Origin of the sequence: Rhodococcus sp. ABRD24 (assembly GCF_004328705.1) — a bacterium.
GTDB lineage: Bacteria > Actinomycetota > Actinomycetes > Mycobacteriales > Mycobacteriaceae > Prescottella.
In genome coordinates this window covers 3486341-3507855 of sequence record NZ_CP035319.1, presented here as the reverse complement: position 1 = coordinate 3507855, position 21515 = coordinate 3486341, and the positions used below count along the sequence as shown (strand labels likewise).

The window sequence follows — 21515 nt, the reverse complement described above, 5'->3', positions numbered from 1 at the left end:
GCCTCATCCTCCGATCTCGAGATCGAGAGGACCGACTCCATGCCACGGTTGGCTCTCATCTGCCAGAGAGAACTGCGGTACCGCGTTGAGGAACTCCTCGAGACCGACGATCAGCTCCTGACGCGCCAGGTTCGAACCGAGGCAGCGGTGGACTCCGCCGCCGAATGACAGGTGGCGATTGTTCTCGCGGTCGAGGATGATCTCGTCCGGATCGTCGAAGGTCTCCGGGTCGCGGTTACCAGCACCGAAAACCAGGACAACTCGCTCCCCGCTCTTGATTTCCTGACCGGATACCTCCGTGTCCCGCATACAGGTTCGCGCCATGGCCTGGACCGGTGACATCGTCCGTAGCCATTCTTCGACTGCGGCAGGAAGCAGTTCGGGATCTTCGCGAAGTCTCGTCTGCTCCTCTGGATGCTGGGCAAGATGCCAGAGACTGGATCTGATCGCCCACGCCGTGGTGTCGAGACCGGCCAGAAAGAGCAGATAGCAATAGGACACGAGTTCGGGACGGCTCAACGGGCGTCCGTTGACCTCGGCCCCGAGAAGGTACTTGATCAGGTCGTCGGCATCGATCGGATTGTCGATCCGTGATTCGAGGAGGGCGTCGAAGTACTGTTCCACTTCGCGACTCGCTGCTGTCGAACGGTCGTGATCGAGGACTCGTTCGTAGATGACCTCGTCGACCCAACGATCGAACTTCGGCCAATCGGATTCCGGGAAGCCGGCGAGACGGCTGAAGATGATCGTCGGCATCGGGCGCGCGAACAATGCCGAGACGTCGGCGACGTCCTGTGCTGCGACCTGGTCAGCCAATCGCTTGGCCGTCTCACGCATGCCAACGGTCAACTGCGCGATCTTCTTCGGCGTGAAGAGTGGGAGGAGGATACGTCGGTACTCACCGTGATCCGGCGGGTCGATATCGATCGGAATCATCGGGGTTTCATTGCCGAAGCTGGGCAGGAGCATCGAGGGAGTCACCGAAAATGTCTCCGGATCCTGCTCTGCGGCAAGGATGTCTTCGCTACGGGTCAGGAACACGAATCCGCCGAGCTGCTCACTGCGCCCGACCGGGCACTTGTCGAGCAGCTCTTTGTAGGTTTCCGTGATGGTGTCGAGCGCAGGCCCGTGGTAAGTGAACTTGCGGGCGATGTCAGGAGTGGCGGACATTGCGTTCTCTTTCTGTCTTGCGGGCGATCTCTCGACCGCCCTTCGGAGGCCGGAGGGAAGAGGGCTGGGCTTGCCCCACCGCTAGATGGGCTCGAGATAGCGGGCGATCTCCCAATCGGTGACGGCGGCGGCGCTCTGCTCGACCTCCCAGCGTCGAATCGCAGCGTAATGATCTACGAAACGGTCTCCGAAGAACTTGCGCGCCACGGTGCTCGACGTCATCTGAGTGATCGCGTCCGCCAGTGTCATGGTGACCGCAGTCGTTCCGGTCTTCGCTTCAGTGGGGCCATCACAACTCGCGGCAGGCGGGGGGACCGATTTGTTCTCGAGTCCGCTCAGCCCGGACGCCAAGCTGGCGGCGATCACGAGGTACGGGTTGGCGTCTGCGCCGGCAATACGATTCTCCACTCGCGCGGCCGGGCCGGCGCTCGGTATGGCGCGCATCGCGACGAAACGATTGTCCACTGCCCAACTCATGGTCGTCGGAGAGAACTCGGCTCTGGCAACTCGCTTGTAGGAGTTCATGTTCGGCAGATATGTCGCCATGAAATCGGGGGCGTTCTCGATCAGTCCTGCCATGAACTGCAATCCGATCTCGCTGAGCGCAGAGGGGTTACCTGGGTTCGCGAACGCCGGTTCGCCATGCTCGTCCTCGAGGCTCAGATGTACATGTCCCGACGAGCCGGACCACTCGGAGTTCAGCTTGGCAATGAACGTCGCGGTATAGCCGTGCCGGTTGGCTATTTCCTTGACTGAGTGCTTGAGCAGCATCGCACTGTCCGCCGCGGAAAGTGCGTCCGCGTAATGGATGTTGACCTCGAACTGTCCAGGTCCGTACTCGCCGTTGCTGGCCTCGATATCGACTCCGTACTCAGCCAGTTGTCGGCGGATATCGCCGATGATGAAATCGACTCCGCTGTCGCGGACGATGCTGTAAGTGTGGTGCCCCTTGGAGATCGGTTCCAGCTCCCGCCATCCGCGAGCAGCTAGGTCGTCAGCAGCGCCTTTGAGGAGATAGAACTCGAACTCGTAGGCAGCGACCGGGCGATACCCCAGGGCCTCCGAACGCTGCACCAACGATCGCAGCACATCCCGCGGCGACAGGTCGAGCGGCGAACCGTCGCGCTCGAAGACATCACAGATGACCGATGCCACCCCCGGTTCCCATGGCACGAGTGCAAGCGTCGACATGTCCGGACGGAAGTTGATGTCCGGATAGCCGGTGTGGCTGCCGGTGTACTCGAGTCCTGGGATCGGCTCGTCCAGCACGTCCCAGGCAAACAGGATGTTGCTGATGAAGCAGCCCTTGTCTGCAACGCTGTCCACGAAGTAGTCGGCAGCGACTCGTTTACCTCGCCAGATTCCGTCAAGGTCGACTGCACCGATCTTGAACGTGTGAATTCCATTCATCTCGACATAGGCGCGCAAGTCGTCCTTGTCAAGACTTTGCGGTACTCGTTTCATGTGATCCTCGCTAAGTCTGTGGGCTGCAAGTGACTCTAAGGTGAACGATTGCGATCGTCAGTGTTCGTCGTGCACATGATCGGCGACCAGACGGGGCGATCTGCATGTTGTTCATGCGGGACAGGTCGTCAAGTATCGGCGAGGAGGGTGTTGCGTCGCCGTTCAGCGTCGGACCTCGGCGGGTGCGCTCGCGCAGAGCTGGCCGGCCGACAGTCCCGATGCTGTTGAGGTGCCGGACAATCCGCCCACCTCGCGAGTCACGAGGCTCCGAGTGGGCGTTCTGCACACATGCAGCGCACAGGCCGCGACGAAATCGATTGATGTCATGAGTGGAGATACGAATGGCCCACGTGGTCACCCAGAATTGCTGCAACGACGCCACCTGCGTCTCGGTGTGCCCGGTCAACTGCATCCACCCGACACCAGAAGAGTCGGGTTACGCCACATCGGAGATGCTGTACATCGACCCGGAGACATGTATTGACTGCGGCGCGTGTGTAGAGGTGTGTCCGGTCAACGCGATCACGCCCGACTTCGAACTCGTGGATTCGGAGCAGATCTACCTCGAGGTGAACGCACAGTACTTCGCCGATCCCACACACCGTGACTACGACCAGGCCCCCGTCCGCACACGAGCGCCGTCGGTGTCCATTGTCCAGCCCCAGCCCCTGCGCGTCGCCGTGGTCGGCTCTGGGCCTTCGGCCCTGTACGCCGTCGAGGAGCTGAAGTCCTATCGCGGACTCGACGTCGAAGTCACCATCTTCGAACGGCTCCCGAGCTTCGGTGGGCTGGTTCGATATGGAGTCGCACCGGACCACCAGTCGACGAAGTCGGTGGACAAGCTGTTCATGACCACCGCGCGTCGCGCCGGCGTTTCGGTCCACCTCAACGTCGAGGTGGGCAGCGACCTGAGCTTGGCCGAGTTACTCCGCCACCACCATGCGGTGATCTGGGCAGGGGGAGCCTCCAGCGACCGCCAGTTGGGCATCCCCGGGGAAGGCCTGTCCGGCAGCCATGCCGCGACCGACTTCGTCGCCTGGTACAACGGGCATCCCGAGCACACGAACGCCGAGTTCGATCTGACCTGCGAACGCGCCGTCATCATCGGCAACGGCAATGTGGCATTGGACGTCGCCCGTGTTCTCACCACTCCGGTCGACGAACTGGCCAGGACCGACATCGCCCAGCACGCTCTCGATTCCCTGGCAGCTAGCAAGATCCGCGAAGTCGTGATCATGGGGCGCCGCGGACCGGGTCAGGCAGCGTTCACGACGCCGGAGTTGGTCGGGCTGATCTCGAACGACGCCCTCGACGTCACCGTCCTCGCAGACGATCTGGGTCTCGACGCCACCGGCCTTGCTGCAACCGATCCCCCACCCGGATCGATGGCCGAGCTGAAGGTCAGGTTGATCCGAGGACTCCCCCGCGCACACGTCAGCAGCGAGGCCCGGCAGATCTGTCTGAGATTTCTGGGGTCGCCGATCGCCATCAAGGGCGCCGACCGCGTCACCGGCGTGAGTTTTGCACGCACAGAACTGGATCTCGTCGACGGTCGTGCTTCGGCCCGGACAACGGACACGGCATTCGACATCGACTGCGGTCTGGTTCTTCGATCGATCGGATACCGAGGAAGCGTGATTCCGGATCTGCCCTTCGACGAGACCACGGGAACGGTACCCAACATCGCCGGCAGGGTGATCGATCCCGGCACAAACGAGGCGCTCGCGGGACTCTACACAGCCGGGTGGATCAAGCGCGGACCTTCGGGGGTGATCGGCACGAACAAGCGCTGTTCGCGAGAGACGGTCCGTGCCCTGATCGAGGATTACTCGAGCGGGAAGCTCCCGGCGCCCGAGGCCGACGCAGCAGCGCTCGCCGGTTTGCTCGCCGAACGGAAACCGGACTCCTTGACGCTCGAGGATTGGCGTGTGATCGACAAGTTCGAACGAAGTCAGGGCAGATCACAGCAGCGCGCTCGAACAAAGCTCGTGACAATCGAGGAACTACTCGCCACGGCGCGCTCGAGTAGATAGGGCACACTTCTCCGGAACGGTCTGATGGTCGCGGGACTCGAATTCCCCCATTTGGAGGCCCATTTCGCGAACCGGATCTGTACTTCTCGTTCGAACGTGGATTCCCCACAATACGTCCCCCATCAGTTAGGACAGAAAATGACACGAGAGCTCTCCCATTTCATCGGCGGCAAGCACATCCCGGGATCGTCCGGGAGGTTTGCTGACGTTTTCGATCCCAATACCGGGCGGGTGCAGGCACGGGTTCCGCTTGCGGACCAGGCCGAGACCGAGGCCGTGATCGCGAATGCTGTTGATGCGCAGCGTGAGTGGGCGTCGTGGAATCCGCAGCGCCGCGCCCGCGTGCTGATGCGGTTCCTGCAGCTGATCCAGGAGGAGATGGACCCGCTCGCGCGTCTGCTCTCGTCCGAGCACGGTAAGACCATCGCCGACGCCAAGGGCGACATCCAGCGTGGCCTCGAGGTCGTCGAGTTCGCTGTCGGGATCCCGCACCTGCTCAAGGGCGAGTACACCGAGTCCGCCGGCAACGGCATCGACGTGTTCTCGATGCGCCAGCCCCTCGGTGTGGTCGCGGGTATCACCCCGTTCAACTTCCCGGCGATGATCCCGTTGTGGAAGGCCGCGCCCGCTCTGGCGTGCGGTAACGCGTTCATCCTCAAGCCGTCCGAGCGGGACCCGTCGGTGCCGCTGCGGCTGGCGGAGTTGTTCCTCGAGGCGGGGCTGCCGCCGGGGGTGTTCAACGTCGTCAACGGCGACAAGGGTGCGGTGGACGTGCTGCTGACCGATCCGCGGGTCAAGGCCCTCGGTTTCGTCGGCTCCACCCCGATCGCGCAGTACATCTACGAGACCGCGGCCGCGCACGGCAAGCGTGCCCAGTGCTTCGGTGGCGCGAAGAACCATGCGATCGTGATGCCCGACGCCGACCTCGACCAGGTCGCCGATGCTCTCGTCGGTGCCGGCTACGGCTCTGCCGGTGAGCGGTGCATGGCGATCTCCGTCGCGGTCCCGGTCGGTGAGGAGACCGCGGACGCGCTGGTGGCGAAGCTCACCGAGCGGGTCGCCACGCTCCGTATCGGCACCTCCGACGACGAGAACGCCGATTTCGGCCCGCTCGTCGGCGCCGACGCCCTCGCCCGGGTGAACGACTACGTGCAGATCGGTGTCGACGAGGGCGCCGAGCTGGTCGTCGACGGCCGCGGTTTCACCCTCGACGGCCACGAGGACGGATTCTTCGCCGGCGCAACCCTGTTCGACCGGGTCACCCCGGACATGCGGATCTACCAGGAGGAGATCTTCGGTCCCGTCCTGCAGGTGGTCCGCGCGGGTGACTACGAGGAGGCGTTGCGTCTGCCGTCCGAGCACCAGTACGGCAACGGTGTCGCGATCTTCACCCGTGACGGTGACACCGCCCGCGACTTCTGTGCTCGTGTCGATACCGGCATGGTGGGCGTCAACGTCCCGATCCCGGTCCCGATCGCCTACCACACCTTCGGTGGCTGGAAGCGCTCCGGATTCGGTGACCTCAACCAGCACGGCCCGGACTCGATCCGTTTCTACACCAAGACCAAGACCGTCACCCAACGCTGGCCGTCGGGCGTCAAGGAGGCGTCCTCGGGTCGCTCCGCAAGCTCCGCTCCTGAAGCGTCCAACCACTTCGTCATCCCGACGATGGACTAGATGCCGGATGGCAAGGGTGGCTTCGCGACCGATTCTGGTTGCGGGGCCACCCATTCCGTCCAGTCGTAGGGGTGACCGTCTAACCGGCAGCTGTCCCTGGCTTGTGTGCCAGGACCCGAAAGACGATGCCGCCGCGCCCGGTACGCTCGACCTGGTCGATCTCGAACCCGGCATCCACTAGATACGGCACAGGGTTTCGGGTGAGGTGATCGGCACCGAAGCGAACGCTCAACGGCTCGACCACCCGCATCAGTGCCCGGCCGAGCGCGTTCGTAGACGGCCCGTGCTCGGCCAGAACGAATTGCCCGCCCGGCACCAGGACCCGAAATGCCTCCTCACTCGCCAGTTTCGGGTCGGGGATAGTGCAGAACGTGAACGTGGAAACCACGGTGTCGACCGAATCGTCCGGCAGGTCCAAGGCCTGCGCGTCACCCTGACGTAACTCGATCCGCGCCGTGTCGGCGCGGGCCACCTTCCGCCGGGCGATGTCGAGCATGCCCTCCGACAGATCCACTCCCACGATGTGATCGACCTGTGAGCCGTAGAGCGGCAGGTTCAACCCGCTGCCCACCGCGATCTCGAGCACCGCGCCCTCGGCCTGCGCGACAGCCCACTGGCGAGCCCGCCCCAGAACGAACCGCTCGAACAGGCCCATCTGCTTCTCGTATCTGGCAGCCATCCTGTCGAAGACCTCGACGACCTTGTCATTTCCGGCGTCCTGCCCCACCCCAATCCCCTTCCGATCGTCCGACCGCTCTCGGCTCTGTCAGTCTGCCTCGAGCGGCGGCGCTGGATCGGTGTTTGCCTCTCTCGTCCATGCATTCGAGACAAGCGGGGTATTCGCGAAGTTCGGCCCGGGGTGGCGGGTGCACCGACCCGCCACCCCGGAAGTCCCGCGCGATCAGCGCGTGAACGTCAGAGCCGTCTCCGGAGACGCGTTGCCGTACGCGTCCACCGCAACGACCTTCGCCTCGTACGCGTTACCAACCACCGCGTCCGGGACCGGGATGTCCAGACTGTTCGGGCGCGGCATGAAGTAGAAGTCCGACAACACCTTCGACGACACGACCTTCGCGCCGGTAGTCGTATTCGTGATGTCGACCCGGTAGTGGTGGACCATCTGGTCGTCCCGAGCCTGCGCGATCCGCACGGACGTCGCACCGTCCGCGCCGGTCACCATCGACAGCGGGGTGGTCGAGGTGAACTCCGGGGGCACCGTGTTGCGTGCGGCGGCCGCGTACCGGAAGTTGTCCTTGATCTGCTGGCTCGTCGATCCCTTCAGCTCAACCTTCCAACTCGATCCGCTCAACGTGCCCGCGCTCGAGTACGGCGGCTGCCAGTCCGAAGACCACTGTCCGCCGGTGTAGATGTCGTGCTTGTCGGCGGCCATATTGACGCGGCCGATCTCAACGCGGTCCTGGTAGACCTCGACGAAGAGCGCCTGGGAGGTCGGGGACTCGAAACGATTCGCGAGCCCTGTCTCGGTGACCATCTGATAACCACGATCGAACTCGATGTACGACATGGAACCGTCGTTCACGGACGTGAAATCTCGCTGATGGATGGACCGGTCGTCATTGTTGTTCAGATGCGAGTGCCCTGAGAAGTAGAACACCTGAGGGAACGCCTTCAGATCCTCGGCCAGCCGCGGATTGGACGCCTGCTGGCCATCCATTGCCGTGCCGGTGGTGGGACGGTGCCCCTGAACGAGAATCGGCTTGGTGACCTGAGCCGGATCGGCAGTAAGCTCGGTCAGCCTGCCCTTCAACCAGTTTCGCTGCGCAGTGTCGTTGTTGTACTTCTCCGTGTTCACCGTGAACACGTGCACACCGTTGACGTCGGATTCGTAGTAGCCGCCGCCGGAGTCCGGGAACCACTCCTTGGGATAGCCGGCACGCATGTCCTCGAGGTACGCGTCGTGGTTGCCGTACGACATCAGCACCTGGGTGTCCGTCATGCCCTTGCGCTCGAGATTCTCCTGGAAGATCCTCGAGACGATCTTGTGGTCCGGTCCCTTGCCATTCCAGTTGTCGTTGATCATGTCGCCGTTGGACAAGATCGCGTCGGGCTTCGGGAAGATCGATCCGATGGTGTCGAAGAAGCTCTCGTACTTCTTCGTGTTCTTGTCGTAGTCGCCCACATGGACATCGGACATTACGACGACCTGCGCGATCGGCTTCTCCGTCGTCCGGATCAGGTAACCGAACGAGACGGGTGCGCTTGCCTTGTCGCCGCGGAACGCGACGGCAGTCACGTTCGTGTCCGCGGTGATCTTCAGCGGGTGGCCCGGCCGGTAGGCCTGGCTGTCGCTGGTCGGGGTCGTCCCGTCCAACGTGTAGCGGACGGTCGCTCCCCACTCGGTGCTGAACTTCAGCTCGACGGCGTGCTCGTACCGTCCACCGGGAACACTGACGCCCGGCGCTGCGGGCGCCGCGTCGTTCCCGCCAACCGAGCTGCCCCACCCGGGGCCGAGGCTTCCCGCGCTACCCCACACAGGGTCTGCCTGGGCAATGCCCGGTGCAGCGAGCGCCGCAGTCACGGCGGCAATCACAAGAGTTTTGCGTCTCACGAGGATTCCTTGTCTTCGGCGTCACCAGACCACATCCAGAAATTGGTCTGGACCAATCAAGTTAGGTGGCGTCGGACACTGAAGAGGGGTGCGCGGATTGACAGGAGGGTGAAAAGATCATGAACTTCACAATTCGGGCATCACCCGGACTCGGCTGCTGGTATCGCACCCAGCCATCCATTGGTGGCGTGCGTCATGGCATGAGTCGATACACCTCGACGACCGTCGCGGCCCCGCTTGCCAACTCGACGTACGACTCTCCTCGACGCGCAGCCCTGCCGTTGCCCGCGTCACCGGCGCCCCTCACCCTCCAACCCGTTGCCAGACCACAAAGGTAAGCGCACCCCAACTCCGTGGCGAGTGGCGCTGACCGGTGCAATTCCTGCAGAGGCGCGGGCCGGTTCCAGGCGGCGGTGTGGGGTCGAAGGCAGTTGTAGTGAATGTTCCGGACCGCGAGGGCAGCGGCCCGTTGGGATTCCGACGTCGATTCGCGGGTGTAGAGGAAACCTATTGCCGTGGCCACTTTTTCATCGGGCAACCTTCTCGATATCGACATGCACGAGGTGGCCTTCGATATCGGGAAACGATGGTGATCGCAGGCTTGCGGTCGCCGGTGCCGTTCGGGTCGAGGAAGCGACGCCGCCTGTGCTCAGACCAACGTGGCGGCAGCGGTGTTGCCAGGCACCCGACCCCGGCTCCATGGCGACCTCGCCATGGAGCCGGCCGCGCCGAATGACATCGGACTAGGTCAACCGTCGTTTGCGCTCAACTGCCTCAACCATTGGTCAACCACCTGTGCGGTCGTATGCGCCTCAGTACTGCACAGTGCGACATGTTCCGCATCCACGGTCTGGACAGTCTGTTCGGTTGACCAACTTTCGATGGGCCACTCGTTGAGGTTGTGCGTTGGTGACGGTTTCGTGCACCTGATGACGAGCGCCTTGCATTCGACAGGCTGGTACTCGAGTTGCAGTAACAGATCGAGCCAGCACGCTAGAGCGGTCAACCGTTCAGTGGTGAAGCCGGCAAGGTCGGGGATCATTGCTTCCGTATCGACCACAGCGTCTCTCGCGGTTCCCACTTGGCGCTCGTTCGCCTCTCGAGCAATGAAGGAATCGAAGATGATCAAACCCTGCAGCCGGCTATTGCCTTCTTTCAGCAATCGAGCTGCAGTGGCGTGGGCGAGGTTTCCTCCTCCTGACATGCCGGCCAGGACGAATTCGTCGTCCCCAACCGTATCGAGGACGGTCTTGGCGATACTTTCGATGGCGGCGTCGAGCGACGCCGGCAAGGGCTCCTCCGGCTCGTATCCCGAGAGCGGGATGACCGATACACGGCGGTGACCGCCCAAATGCGCGGCAAGCAGAATGTACTGAATGTATCCGCCGAGGAATGCCGGGGTGCAAATCAATACAACGTGAGGCAGGGTATCTCCGCCACTATTATGGGGCGTGCCACCACTGAGTCCGATGCCGCTCGGTATTCCTGTCGTATGGTGGTCGAACGCCGGTCGGAGCTTCGCAGCCGCAAGAAGGAACTCCAGGCCGTCGCCGAACTTGTCGTCCGCGACCGCCTGTCTGAACATGCGGACAATTGATGGGTCAGCGGATTCCGAGCTCACTGCGGGAGACTGCTCGACGTCCTCGGCGGCCACGGCGGCTCGGTCTGGGGCGTGTCCGGTCCCGTCGCGTCGCGGTGCAAACAGGATGTCTCCGCGCATGGCGAGGCGAGGTTCGGCGCTGGCGACTGCGGTGACGGTCATGTTCCGCACAGCCATGAGCCCGGACAATTCCCCGAGGCCTTTGTCGGGAGAGTCGGTGTCTACGAGAATGATCCGCCCCGGGTTCTCTGATTGAGCCGACTTCACAAGCTCCCATATCGCCGATCCTGTCGGGTGCACAACTTCGTCAGTCGATACCGAAACAGCGCCGCGGGTGAGCACCAGGAACGTGCTGGAATCGAACCGTTGTTGCCCGGACCAGGACCGCAAAGCGGCCGACACCTTCTGGGTCATGGCATTCGTGTCGGCTGGAAGCGCACCGGATTCATCTCTGCGGCAGTCCAGAACTATGACCTGGTTATTGTCAATTTCGGGCCCGTTCAGCGCTTCAGTCCAGTCGCAGGGCGCCACCGCGGGCAATGATGTAGGAGTGGGAATTTTGGACCACTCGATGGGGTGATTCTCATCCATGGATTCGCCCGATGCCTCGACGAGCTGGCCTTTCTCTTTGGTCATTTCTCAAAGCTCCCGTACAGTCGACAATTTCGGCGGAATGGACGTATGTTCACAATCGACAATGGCTACTTCTTTCCGGATTGCAGCTGCGGCACCCCGAGGTGTAGAACCTGTTCTCGCGACTGACATGCAGAGCCTTGCCGAGGCCGCGCCGGCGGTCTGCAATGAACCGACCGCACGGAGTGCTCTGCGCTGCACCATGGCGTCGCCGGCCTGACATGCCGCCAGCATGCCATGAGGAACTGGCGCCGTCCATCGCTTGACTAGAACGTGTTCTTGCGTGATGCTGATACGCACTTTTCGAGTTAGCTAATGGGGGCGGGCGGATGGACCGGGCGACGGCAATGCGGAACGATGGCAGTCGGCTTTCCGCAGACGTCGGTGGTACCTGGCAAGGTGCGCAACTGACGGCACGGCTGGCAGACCAATGGCTCACGCAGTCGAGCGCAGACTGAAGTCGAGTGTGCCGCGACCCTCGTGACAGATGCTGTCGAGCTCGAGCCGATCGCGGCCGATGTCAAACGAATTCATCGCCCCGTCGAACTCTGCTCAGTTGGCATATATCGAATCGACGACAGATGATGAGGTTTCCGCTTTGTTGAACGACGAGTTCGGCATACCCCAGCCTCTACCTGGATTCGGTTCTTGCTATTTGGAATAGAGGTTCCGAAATGGTCGATCAGCAAAAGTTGCAACATCTCCTACGACGTGTCACAGCCGAGCTTCAGGAAAGCAGGGCCAAGCTGCGCGAGTTGACGCAGCAGGCCTCGGAGCCGGTAGCGATCATCGGTATGGGGTGTCGTTTTCCGGGCGGTGTGGAGTCGCCGGACGATCTGTGGCGTCTGGTTACCGAGGGTCGTGACGTGGTGTCGGTGTGGCCATCTGATCGTGGGTGGGATCAGTCGGGCTTGTTTTCCCCGGAGCCGGGTGTTGCGGGAAAGTCGTATGTGCGGGAGGGCGGGTTCCTCTACCAAGCGGGCGATTTCGATCCGGAGTTCTTCGGGATCAGTCCGCGAGAAGCGATTGCGATGGATCCTCAGCAGCGATTGCTGTTGGAGACGGCATGGGAGGCGTTGGAACGGGCGGGTATCAGGCCGGATTCGTTGCTTGGCAGTGACACTGGCGTGTTCGTCGGTGTCCTCGGACAGACTTTTGGCGGGATACTCGGAGTCGGGGCTGACCATGAAGTGGAGGGGTATCGACTGACCGGCTCTTCGCCCAGTGTGGTGTCGGGTCGGGTGTCGTATGTGCTGGGGTTGGAAGGGCCTGCGGTATCGGTGGATACGGCGTGTTCGTCAGGTCTGGTGGCGTTGCATCAGGCGGTGGCGGCGTTGCGGTCGGGGGAATGTTCGCTGGCGTTGGCCGGTGGGGTCACGGTGATGACAACCCCGGGGACGTTTGTGGAGTTCTCCCGGCAGCGAGGGTTGGCGCCGGATGGCCGGTGCAAGCCCTTCGCCGACGCGGCCGACGGGACCGCGTTCGGTGAGGGTTCGGGTGTGCTGGTGTTGGAGCGGTTGTCCGATGCCCAACGTAACGGGCATCGGGTGTTGGCGGTGGTGCGGGGCAGTGCGGTCAATCAGGATGGTGCGTCCAATGGTTTGACCGCGCCGAACGGTCCTTCGCAGCAGCGGGTGATTCGGCGTGCGTTGGCCAATGCGGGGGTGTCCGCGGCTGAGGTGGATGTGGTGGAGGCGCACGGTACGGGGACCAGGTTGGGTGATCCGATCGAGGCGCAGGCTTTGCTGGCCACGTATGGGCAGGATCGGCCGGAGGATCGGCCGGTGTGGTTGGGTTCGGTCAAGTCGAACATCGGGCACACGCAGGCGGCTGCCGGTGTGGCCGGGGTGATCAAGATGGTGCAGGCGATGCGTCATGGGGTGTTGCCCAAGACGTTGCATGTGGATTCCCCGTCCTCGCATGTGGATTGGGATGCGGGGCGGGTGGCGCTGCTCACTGAGCAACGGGACTGGCCTGAGGCCGGTCGTCCGCGTCGTGCTGCGGTGTCGGCGTTCGGTATCAGTGGTACCAATGCCCACGTCATCCTCGAGCAGGCACCGGAGTCGGTGACCGAACCGGTGACCGACTCCGGTCCTGGTGGGGACGGGCCGGTGGCGTGGGTGGTCTCGGGTCGCACGCCGGAGGCGTTGACGGGGCAGGTGCGGCGTCTGCGAGATTTCGTGGCCGGTGACCCGTCGATGAACGTGCAGGACGTGGCGCGGTCGTTGGTGTCTCAGCGGTCGCGGTTCGACCACCGTGCGGTGGCGGTAGGTGCGGATCGTGACCAGTTGCTTGCGGGGCTGACTGCGCTGTTGGAACAGACTCCGAGGCCTGGCGTGGTTACCGGTGTGGCTGGAGTGCCGCGCAAAACCGTGCTGGTATTCCCTGGTCAAGGGGCTCAATGGCTGGGCATGGGAAGACAGCTACTGGACTGTTCGCCGGTGTTCGCTCGGAAGATGGCCGAGTGTGACGCTGCGTTTTCTCCGCTGGTGGATTGGTCGCTGTTTACCGTGCTCGCGGGTACGGAAGGAACGCCGTCGCTGGATCGCGTCGACGTGGTTCAACCTGTGCTGTTCGCGGTGATGGTGTCGCTGGCCGAGCTGTGGCGCTCGGCCGGTGTTGTTCCGGACGCGGTCGTGGGTCATTCCCAAGGCGAGATTGCTGCGGCGTGTGTGGCCGGGGCCTTGTCTCTCGAGGATGCCGCTCGGGTAGTAGTCCTGCGGTCGGCGGCCTTGATTGCTGTGACCGAGCAGGGCGGGATGGTGACGGTGTCCTTGCCTGTCGACCCGGTCACCACGCTGCTGGCCGGATACGACGAATTGTCGGTGGCTGCGGTGAACGGCCCACAGGCAACGGTGGTGTCCGGTGCGGCAGAGCAGCTCGAGGATTTCCTGGAAGCATGTGCACGCGACAACGTTCACGCCCGCCGGATCCCGGTGGACTACGGCTCACATTCGCCGCAGGTCGACGTGCTCCGCAAACCGCTGTTGAAGGCGCTGACCGAACTTTCGCCCAGATCGTCACAGGTGGCGTTCTGGTCCAGCGTGACCGGTGGTGTACTGGACGGCACCGAGTTGGACGCGGACTACTGGTTCCGGAATCTGCGGGAACCAGTGTGTTTCCAACAAGCAGCTCAGGCCCTACTGGAGGACGGGTACAACGTCTTCGTCGAGGTCAGTCCGCATCCACTGCTCACGGTCGGTATCGAGCAAATTTGTGACCTTCAGGTGAGCGCAGATCCGGTGACCGTGGTGGGTTCGCTGCGGCGTGACGACGGGGGCATGGACGCGTTCCTACTGTCCGCGGCGCAGCTCGAGGTGTCGGGTGTGGGAGTGGATTGGGCCGCGTTGCTGGGACCTGCTCATGGGGGCGGGGTGTCTTTGCCGACGTATGCGTTTCAGCGGCGCAGGTATTGGTTGGATGGAGTCTCGAGTAGTGGGGATGCCTCGTCATTGGGGTTATCGGCGGCTGGTCATCCGTTGTTGGGGGCGGTGGTGACGTCCCCGGACGGGGACGGTGTGGTACTGACCGGCCGAGTCGGCCTGGCGACCCATCCGTGGCTGGCCGATCGTGCCGTGGGTGGGTTTGTGCTGTTACCGGGGACCGCCTTCTTGGAGCTGGTGTTGCGTGCGGCAGCGGAAGTGGGGTGTGCGCTGGTGAAGGAGCTGACTTTGCTGACGCCTCTCGTGCTCCCAGACGAGGTCGGGATGCAGTTGCAGGTAGTGGTGGACAGTGCCGACGAGCTCGGCTACCGGTCGGTGTCGGTGCATTCCCGTGCCGAGGCCGCCGACAGCATGTGGGTTCTTCACGCACAGGGCGTGTTGGGTATCGAAGGTGTGCCGGAACTGGATGCGGGGTTGGCAGTGTGGCCGCCGGATGGTGCGGTCGCCGTGCCTGTGGATGGTCTGTATGACCGGCTGGCTGTTGCCGGTGACGAGTATGGACCGGCGTTCCAGGGGTTGCGATCGGTATGGCGGTGTGGCGCGGAACTGTTCGTGGAGGTCGAGCTGCCTGAGTCGATGACCGATGTCTCGCGGTTCGGGGTACATCCGGCCTTGCTCGAGTCGATGTTGCACGGACAGCTCGTCGACGTCGATCCCAATCCCGGACGAGTGAGGTTGCCATTCTGCTGGCAGGGGGTGACTTTGCACGCGACCGGAGCCTCGCTGCTGCGGGCGCGTATCACCCCAGTACCTGGCGATATCGATGCAGTATCGATCCAGGTCGCCGATGCGGTTGGCCGGACGGTGCTCACAACGCGGTCCTTGACTGTGCAGGAGGTGTCTTCCGCACAGCTGGACTCCGTCTCGGTACAGAACGGGTTGCATGGAGTGCAGTGGACGCCCCTAGCGGCGCAGGTTATCTCGCAGGTCGATGCCGAAACCTTCGTCGATGGCGAGGTTTTCGGTAGCCGGGTGCAGAACCAGGACGTGACCGTTCCTGCGGTAGTCGTATTCGATCGTGGTGCAGTCGTTGCCGGTGAAGACCAGGATGTGCCGAGACGTGTCCGCGATTCGACCCATGAGATGTTGCGGGTGTTGCAGGTCTGGCTGGGTGGGGTGCGGTGTGCGGCGAGCACCCTGGTTGTGGTCACTCATGGTGCGGTCGGCCAGGCTGGGCACGATGTCACTGATTTGGCCGGATCCGCGGTCTGGGGTCTGGTGCGTTCAGCTCAGTCGGAGGCTCCGGGTCGTATCGTGCTGGTCGACACCGACACTGACGAGCTGACTGCCGAAGGGCTGGCAGCGGTGATCGTTTCGGGTGAGCCCCAGGTTGTGATCCGTGCCGGTGTCGTGCACGTAGCCCGATTGACCCGGCTACCCGTTCCGGCCGCGCGGGATACCGGGAAGACCATCCGCCCGGTGCCCGTCGACTTGCCACGGCCGGTATCGGGCGCGGGTGGTGTGGTGTCGGCTGGGACGGTGCTCGTAACCGGCGGTACGGGTGGTTTGGGTGCGGCGTTGGCGCGGCATCTGGTGGCCAACCATGGGGTGCAGTCGCTGGTGTTGGGAAGTCGTCGTGGTGCGGCTGCGCCGGGAGCGTCTCAGTTGGTGACGGAGTTGGGCGAGCTGGGTGCACTGGTGCGGATTGTGGCTTGCGATGTCGCGACTCGCGAGGGGGTGGCCGAGTTGTTGGCGGCGGTGCCTGAGCAGTTTCCGTTGACGGGTGTGGTGCATGCGGCCGGTGTTCTCGACGACGGTGTGATCGCATCGCTGACACCGGACCGGATGGACAAGGTGCTGGCAGCGAAGGCTGATGCCGCCTGGTATCTGCACGAGGCCACGAGCCGTATGGATTTGGGGATGTTCGCGCTCTACTCGTCGGCGGCGGGTGTGCTGGGCAATGCAGGGCAGGGCAACTACGCAGCCGCGAATGTGTTCCTGGATGGGTTCGCCGAGCATCGGCGCGCAAGTGGGCTGGCCGCGACTTCGATCGCGTGGGGGTTTTGGGCTTCCAACACCGGGATGACCGGGCATCTGGCCGATACCGACACCGCTCGGTTGGGTCGTGTCGGGCTGTCACCTATCTCGACCGAGCAAGGTCTGGCAATGTTCGATGCTGCGCTCGTTGCGGGCCGTGCCGCAGTGGTTGCCGCACCGCTGGATCACGTTGCACTGGATGCGCAGGTCAGGGCTGGGACGTTGATCCCGCTGCTGCGGGGATTGGTATCGAGTGCACGGCGTCGCCCGATGCCGGAGCAGTCGCGGGCGCGTGAGGCCGTTCTGCGAGAGCGGGTTTCAGCGCTGGCGGATGCCGAGCGACTGCCGATGCTACTGGGCGTGGTGCGAGACCAGATGGCGGTTGTGCTCGGCCATGATGGTCGCGACGCGATCGATCCCGCTCGCCACTTCCGGGAGTTGGGCTTTGATTCGCTGGCCGCGGTCGAGGCCCGCAACCGACTCAACACGATCACGGGACTGCGACTGCCCGCGACCCTGATCTTCGACCATCCCACACCGGCCACCCTCGCCCGACACATTCTGGACGAACTACTCGGATCCCATGGGGAGACCGTGGCAGCACAGATGCGGCCGTCGGATGCGGTTCACGAATCCACCGAGGTTCGGGCGGCGGAACCCGCCGCTCCCGAAGGGACTTTGGTCGGTCTCATCCGGCAAGCGATCGCAGACAACAAGTTCACACAGGGTTTGGCGTTCCTGCGAGCAGCAGCGAAACTCCGTCCACGGTTCGACCACTCCAGCGGGAGAATGCCGGCCGCCATCGGAATCAGTGGCGGCGATGTCATGCCGCACTTGGTATTCATCAATGCCCCGGAAGTCCTCGGCGGATCCGTTCAGTACACGCAGCTTGCCGCCCATCTGGGCGACCATCGCCGCGTCTCTGCCATCCCGCTGTCGGGATACGAACCGGATGAGCCGCTCCCGACCTCGCTCGACGCCGCTATCGACAGCATCGTCAAGACGGTCCTCGATACGGTGGGCCAGGACGAATTCGTCCTGGGCGGTTACGCGGTTGGAGGAAACATCGCCCACGCGGTAGCGGCTCGGCTGTTGGAACAAGGAGATACCCAGCTGCAGGGTCTGGTCATCCTTGACGGCCATATCGCCCACGAGGCGAATGAACGCCAACTGAACGGCCGTGGGGACCACATGCTCGAGATGGACACGACGATGCCCGACGTCGCCGGCCTGACCACCGCACGATTGACTGCATTCGGTTGGTGGTTCGACCTGGCGATGCAGATCGAACACAAGCCTCTTGACTGCGCGACGCTCTTCGTCGCGTTCACGCGATCGTCGCCTGTGCATCAGGGGCTCGATGAGGTGCCGATCGAAGAGTGGTCGACCGCGCAGACGGTCCGGGCCGTTGATGCGGATCACGCTGCTCTATCCGGCGCCGAGGCCCGAGTGACGGCACGGCTCATGGACCAATGGCTCACGCAGCTGAGCGCCGGAATCCGACCAATTCAGTGAGGGAGACTCCATGAGCACTACGACATCGGAACCAGATCACGAGATCGTGGTGATCGGGGCGGGTCCCGGCGGCATCGCAGCGGGTGCGCTGCTCAAGCGCGCGGGGATCGAAGAGTTCACCATCCTGGAACGCGCGGGCGAGGTCGGCGGCAGTTGGCGCGAAAACACCTACCCGGGGATCAGCGTGGACGTACCCGCGCTCATTTACCAGTACTCGTTCGCCCGCAAGGCCGATTGGCCAACGGCGTTCCCCACAGGTGCCGAGGTTCAGGCATATCACCAGGACGTCGCCCGCCGCTACGGTCTCTATCGGCATCTACGGTTCCACACCGAGGTCGTTCGCGAAGTCTGGGACGAGAAACACCACCGATGGGCGTTGCACACCGCTGACAACGAGATCATTACGACCAGGTTCGTGATCAGCGCAGTCGGTGCCTTTCTGCGACCCAAGGTCGATCGTGGCATAAAGGGGCTCGATGACTTTGCCGGTAGCGTGCAAAGCCCGGCCACCTGGGACCATGCACTCGACATGACGGGTAAGCGCGTGGCTGTGGTCGGTACCGGCGCGAGTTCCGTGCAAATAACGCCCGCGATCGCGCCTGAGGTCGGTCATCTTGATGTCTACCAGCGGACGCCTGCGTGGTGCTTACCCAAACCCAACTTCTCGATCCCGCGCTGGCTCCAAGCCGCCTTGCGGGTGCCAGGCGTGGCAGCGGCCCAGTCCGGGATGATATTGCTGGGGTTGGAACCCATCGCGAGACTGGCTACGTATTTGCCTTTGGCAGTGGCGAAACCGTTGATGGCCGCATTCGATTCCCTCACCAAACGGGCTTACCGAGCGTATCTCCGACGAGTCATTGACGACCCCGAAACGGCGGCCGCATTGACACCCAGCTATGGACCCATGGCGAAACGACTCGCCCTGTCAACCGGATATCCGGCGGTGTTCAATCGCGACAATGTTCGCCTGGTCACCGACGACATTGAGCGGTTCATCGAGCAGGGCATCCGGACCAGCGATGGCGCCGATCATCCATACGACATCATCGTGCTGGCAACCGGCTACGAGATGCACACCGAGCCGGAAAGCTACACCGAAGGCACCGTTGTCGGGCGGGACGGATTCGATCTCGGTCAGTTCTTTCACACCAATGGCGTACAGGCCTACGAGGGTGTAGCCATTGCCGGCCTGCCGAACCGCTGGATGCTGGTCGGACCGTACTCGTTGTCCGATATCGGATGGCACGGGATGGTGGAAACAACTGCATCACACGCTATTCGAGCGATAGCGGAGGCGCGGCGCCGGCAGGCGTCGACTGTCGAGGTGAGCGAAGAGGCGCACGCCACTTACCATGCCGAGATCTGCAAGCGTGGTCAGGTCCTTCGACACTACGTCGGGACGCAGGGTGTTCCAACCTACTACCTCAACTCGCACGGCGACACGCCGTACTTCCGTCCCGCTGGCGCCCTCGAAACGCGTTGGCGTGGAAGACATTTCCCATTCACTGACTACAACTTCGACGCGGAGAATCAGATTCCGGGCCGACGCGTGGACCATGATCAGCAATCGGGGCGCGTCGAGTAGTCCTCGGCGCGCCGTCGCCAGGCTTGTGCCGAAGTTCGGAAACACGAATATCATTACAGGACAGCCATTTTCAATCACAACCCCTATCGTCGACAGCGGCGGTTGCGGAAGCCTTCGATGTACCCGTTACAACAAACTCGCACTCGTCTACCGCGCGAGCATGACCCTCTCGCCACTGTTCACCTTGCTTGGAGCGATCACGAAACGGGATATACACCCTAGTTCTGTCGACGACGAATAATCATGGCAATGGGGTTTCTACGAGGATTGGTGGATGGCAGGGAGGTGCGGGCGCGATTCGTGCCGCACCCCCCTTCCACGGTCCAGTGGATGCCCGACAGGCGAGGGATCCGAAAACTACTGGATCGCGCGCCCAGACATTCTGTCCGCTTCGATCTTCGGACCCATCGGAATCCGAGCACTTTCGCTGTTTCAGGAGTGCAGGACTCCAGCACCGGCGTTCAGTATGGGAAACGCCCCGACACTCGGAAACTGGACGTTGGTCGGCAGGCAGGTTGTCGGCGCGGTCACCGTACCGATGAGGGGAACGGTGACAATCGAATCGAAGGTGAAGAAGTTGCCCGCACCATAGCCGTACTTCCCCTCGTTCTGGGTCGCGGCAATGCCGTTGCCTCCGTTACCGGTGGAGAACTTCGGCGCGACAGTGGACCCCTGGACAACGGTCAAGGTCGGCAGCGTAACTGTCACACCCGCGGGTATGTTGGGGATTGCAATCTCGATGATGGCGCTGCCCGTCGGAGTACTCGTCGTCTTGGTCGCGGTGGCCGTCCCGGAGTAGCCCGATCCACCCGACAACGAGTGTGAAACGTATGTGCTGCCGTCGATCTGGACGCGGATCTTGGTATTCGAGAGTCCACTCACCTTGTAACCGAGGGCCGTGGATGGCACCGTTTGCGAGTCGAACGAGATTGCGAACGACTGGTTGGAACCAGAAACCTGATGGTCCACGGTCGCTCCATACGACTGCGCCTGGCTCTGCGAGAGCCCCATCGCAGTTCCAACACACGAGATGGAAAACGCCGTGTAGGTCGATCCGACAGTTGCCGAAGCTGCCGGCGTGACCCCCAGGGCGATTCCGGCGGACGCTGCCACCGCGCAGAGCGCGATGGGCAGCTTCCGGTTGATCTTGGACATATGATCTCCTTCATTCTGGTTGTTGGTGATCGATCCTTGATGTCGCAGACTCCCGGAAGCCCCCACCTACTCGAGCCCACGGTCCCCCAATCCAGAATTGACGGTGTCCACCCGATTGGTAGCAAGTCCGTTGCCCAATCAGAAATAGCTGTCGCTACCGCAGCAAGGGTCTGCTACAGAATATCCGGACAAAGGGTGGTCAGCGCAGGAATCATCCGAAAAAGAAAAGATTTGCGCAAAAATTCCTCTGGACTCGGGTTCTTCCAGCCAAGCCTGTGGCTCCCTAAACGTTCAGAATGTGGGCGATCATCAGCCTGGTTTCGCGGGACACGAACTGACGGCCGATACAGCTCTGCGGCCCGGGGTGGAGCGTCAGAGTAGTGGACGCCGGTTCGGTGGTCTCGGGCAGCTGTTGCTGCGCTTCGATACTCCGCGAGCGCTTCGACGGGGGTGCGGTAGCCCAGCGTCGAGTGCAGACGCTTCCGGTCGAAAACACCGCGATGTACTCGGCGACGGCGAACCGTGCCCGACCTCTGGTGTCGAACGCCTACCGGGCAATACATCTTGTTCTTCGAGGTCGTGAAGAACGACTCGGCGGCGGCGTTGTCCCAACACCCCGGTCCGCCCAGCACTGGTCCGCACGTCCCGCGAACAGATCCTCTGGAACATGAAACGGTGTTCGCTGACTTCTTCT

At 62.9% G+C, this 21515-nt stretch carries 10 protein-coding genes and 2 pseudogenes; 4 read left to right on the top strand and 8 right to left on the bottom strand.

Going from position 1 to position 21515, the window contains the following annotated elements:
* Positions 1-3: 3 nt before the first annotated feature.
* A complete protein-coding gene (locus tag ERC79_RS15505) occupies positions 4-1170 on the bottom strand; it encodes a cytochrome P450 (RefSeq protein WP_131579356.1) in 1167 nt (388 codons plus the stop codon).
* An 81-nt stretch (positions 1171-1251) separates the two neighbouring features.
* On the bottom strand, positions 1252-2580 hold the full coding sequence (locus tag ERC79_RS15500; protein ID WP_207390339.1) for a glutamine synthetase family protein: 1329 nt from the start codon (positions 2578-2580) through the stop codon (positions 1252-1254).
* Positions 2581-2975: 395 nt separating this feature from the next.
* Between ERC79_RS15500 and ERC79_RS15495 the strand changes: the two genes are divergently transcribed.
* Complete coding sequence (locus tag ERC79_RS15495) at positions 2976-4667, top strand: 4Fe-4S binding protein (RefSeq protein ID WP_131579354.1); 1692 nt, start codon at positions 2976-2978, stop codon at positions 4665-4667.
* A gap of 138 nt (positions 4668-4805) precedes the next feature.
* Positions 4806-6344: a CoA-acylating methylmalonate-semialdehyde dehydrogenase gene (locus ERC79_RS15490; protein ID WP_131579353.1), complete on the top strand. Its 1539-nt coding sequence runs from the start codon at positions 4806-4808 to the stop codon at positions 6342-6344.
* A 79-nt stretch (positions 6345-6423) separates the two neighbouring features.
* Here ERC79_RS15490 and ERC79_RS15485 read toward each other — a convergent pair whose 3' ends face one another.
* From ERC79_RS15485 to ERC79_RS15470, 4 genes and pseudogenes are all read right to left on the bottom strand, one after another.
* Complete coding sequence (locus tag ERC79_RS15485) at positions 6424-7071, bottom strand: methyltransferase domain-containing protein (protein ID WP_242676590.1); 648 nt, start codon at positions 7069-7071, stop codon at positions 6424-6426.
* A gap of 174 nt (positions 7072-7245) precedes the next feature.
* On the bottom strand, positions 7246-8913 hold the full coding sequence (locus ERC79_RS15480) for a metallophosphoesterase (protein ID WP_207390338.1): 1668 nt from the start codon (positions 8911-8913) through the stop codon (positions 7246-7248).
* A gap of 394 nt (positions 8914-9307) precedes the next feature.
* Positions 9308-9418: pseudogene (locus tag ERC79_RS15475) on the bottom strand (IS481 family transposase); the annotation flags it as partial.
* Between the two features lie 243 nt (positions 9419-9661).
* The gene (locus ERC79_RS15470) at positions 9662-11149 is read right to left on the bottom strand and encodes a thioesterase domain-containing protein (RefSeq protein ID WP_131579352.1); all 1488 of its coding nucleotides are present in this window, start codon (positions 11147-11149) and stop codon (positions 9662-9664) included.
* A 671-nt stretch (positions 11150-11820) separates the two neighbouring features.
* On the opposite strand from ERC79_RS15470, the gene ERC79_RS15465 reads away from it, so the two are divergent.
* Entirely contained in the window at positions 11821-18081 is a 6261-nt protein-coding gene (locus ERC79_RS15465; protein WP_131579351.1) for a type I polyketide synthase, read from the top strand.
* 46 nt (positions 18082-18127) lie between these two features.
* Positions 18128-19666, top strand: a complete 1539-nt coding sequence (locus ERC79_RS15460; protein ID WP_242676589.1) for an NAD(P)/FAD-dependent oxidoreductase — start codon at positions 18128-18130, stop codon at positions 19664-19666.
* Positions 19667-20098: 432 nt separating this feature from the next.
* Here the strand turns inward: ERC79_RS15460 and ERC79_RS15455 are convergent, their stop codons facing one another.
* Together ERC79_RS15455 and ERC79_RS15450 are read right to left on the bottom strand one after the other, a co-directional pair.
* Positions 20099-20821: a hypothetical protein gene (locus ERC79_RS15455; RefSeq protein ID WP_131579349.1), complete on the bottom strand. Its 723-nt coding sequence runs from the start codon at positions 20819-20821 to the stop codon at positions 20099-20101.
* Between the two features lie 440 nt (positions 20822-21261).
* Positions 21262-21463: pseudogene (locus tag ERC79_RS15450) on the bottom strand (integrase core domain-containing protein); the annotation flags it as partial.
* Positions 21464-21515: the final 52 nt, after the last annotated feature.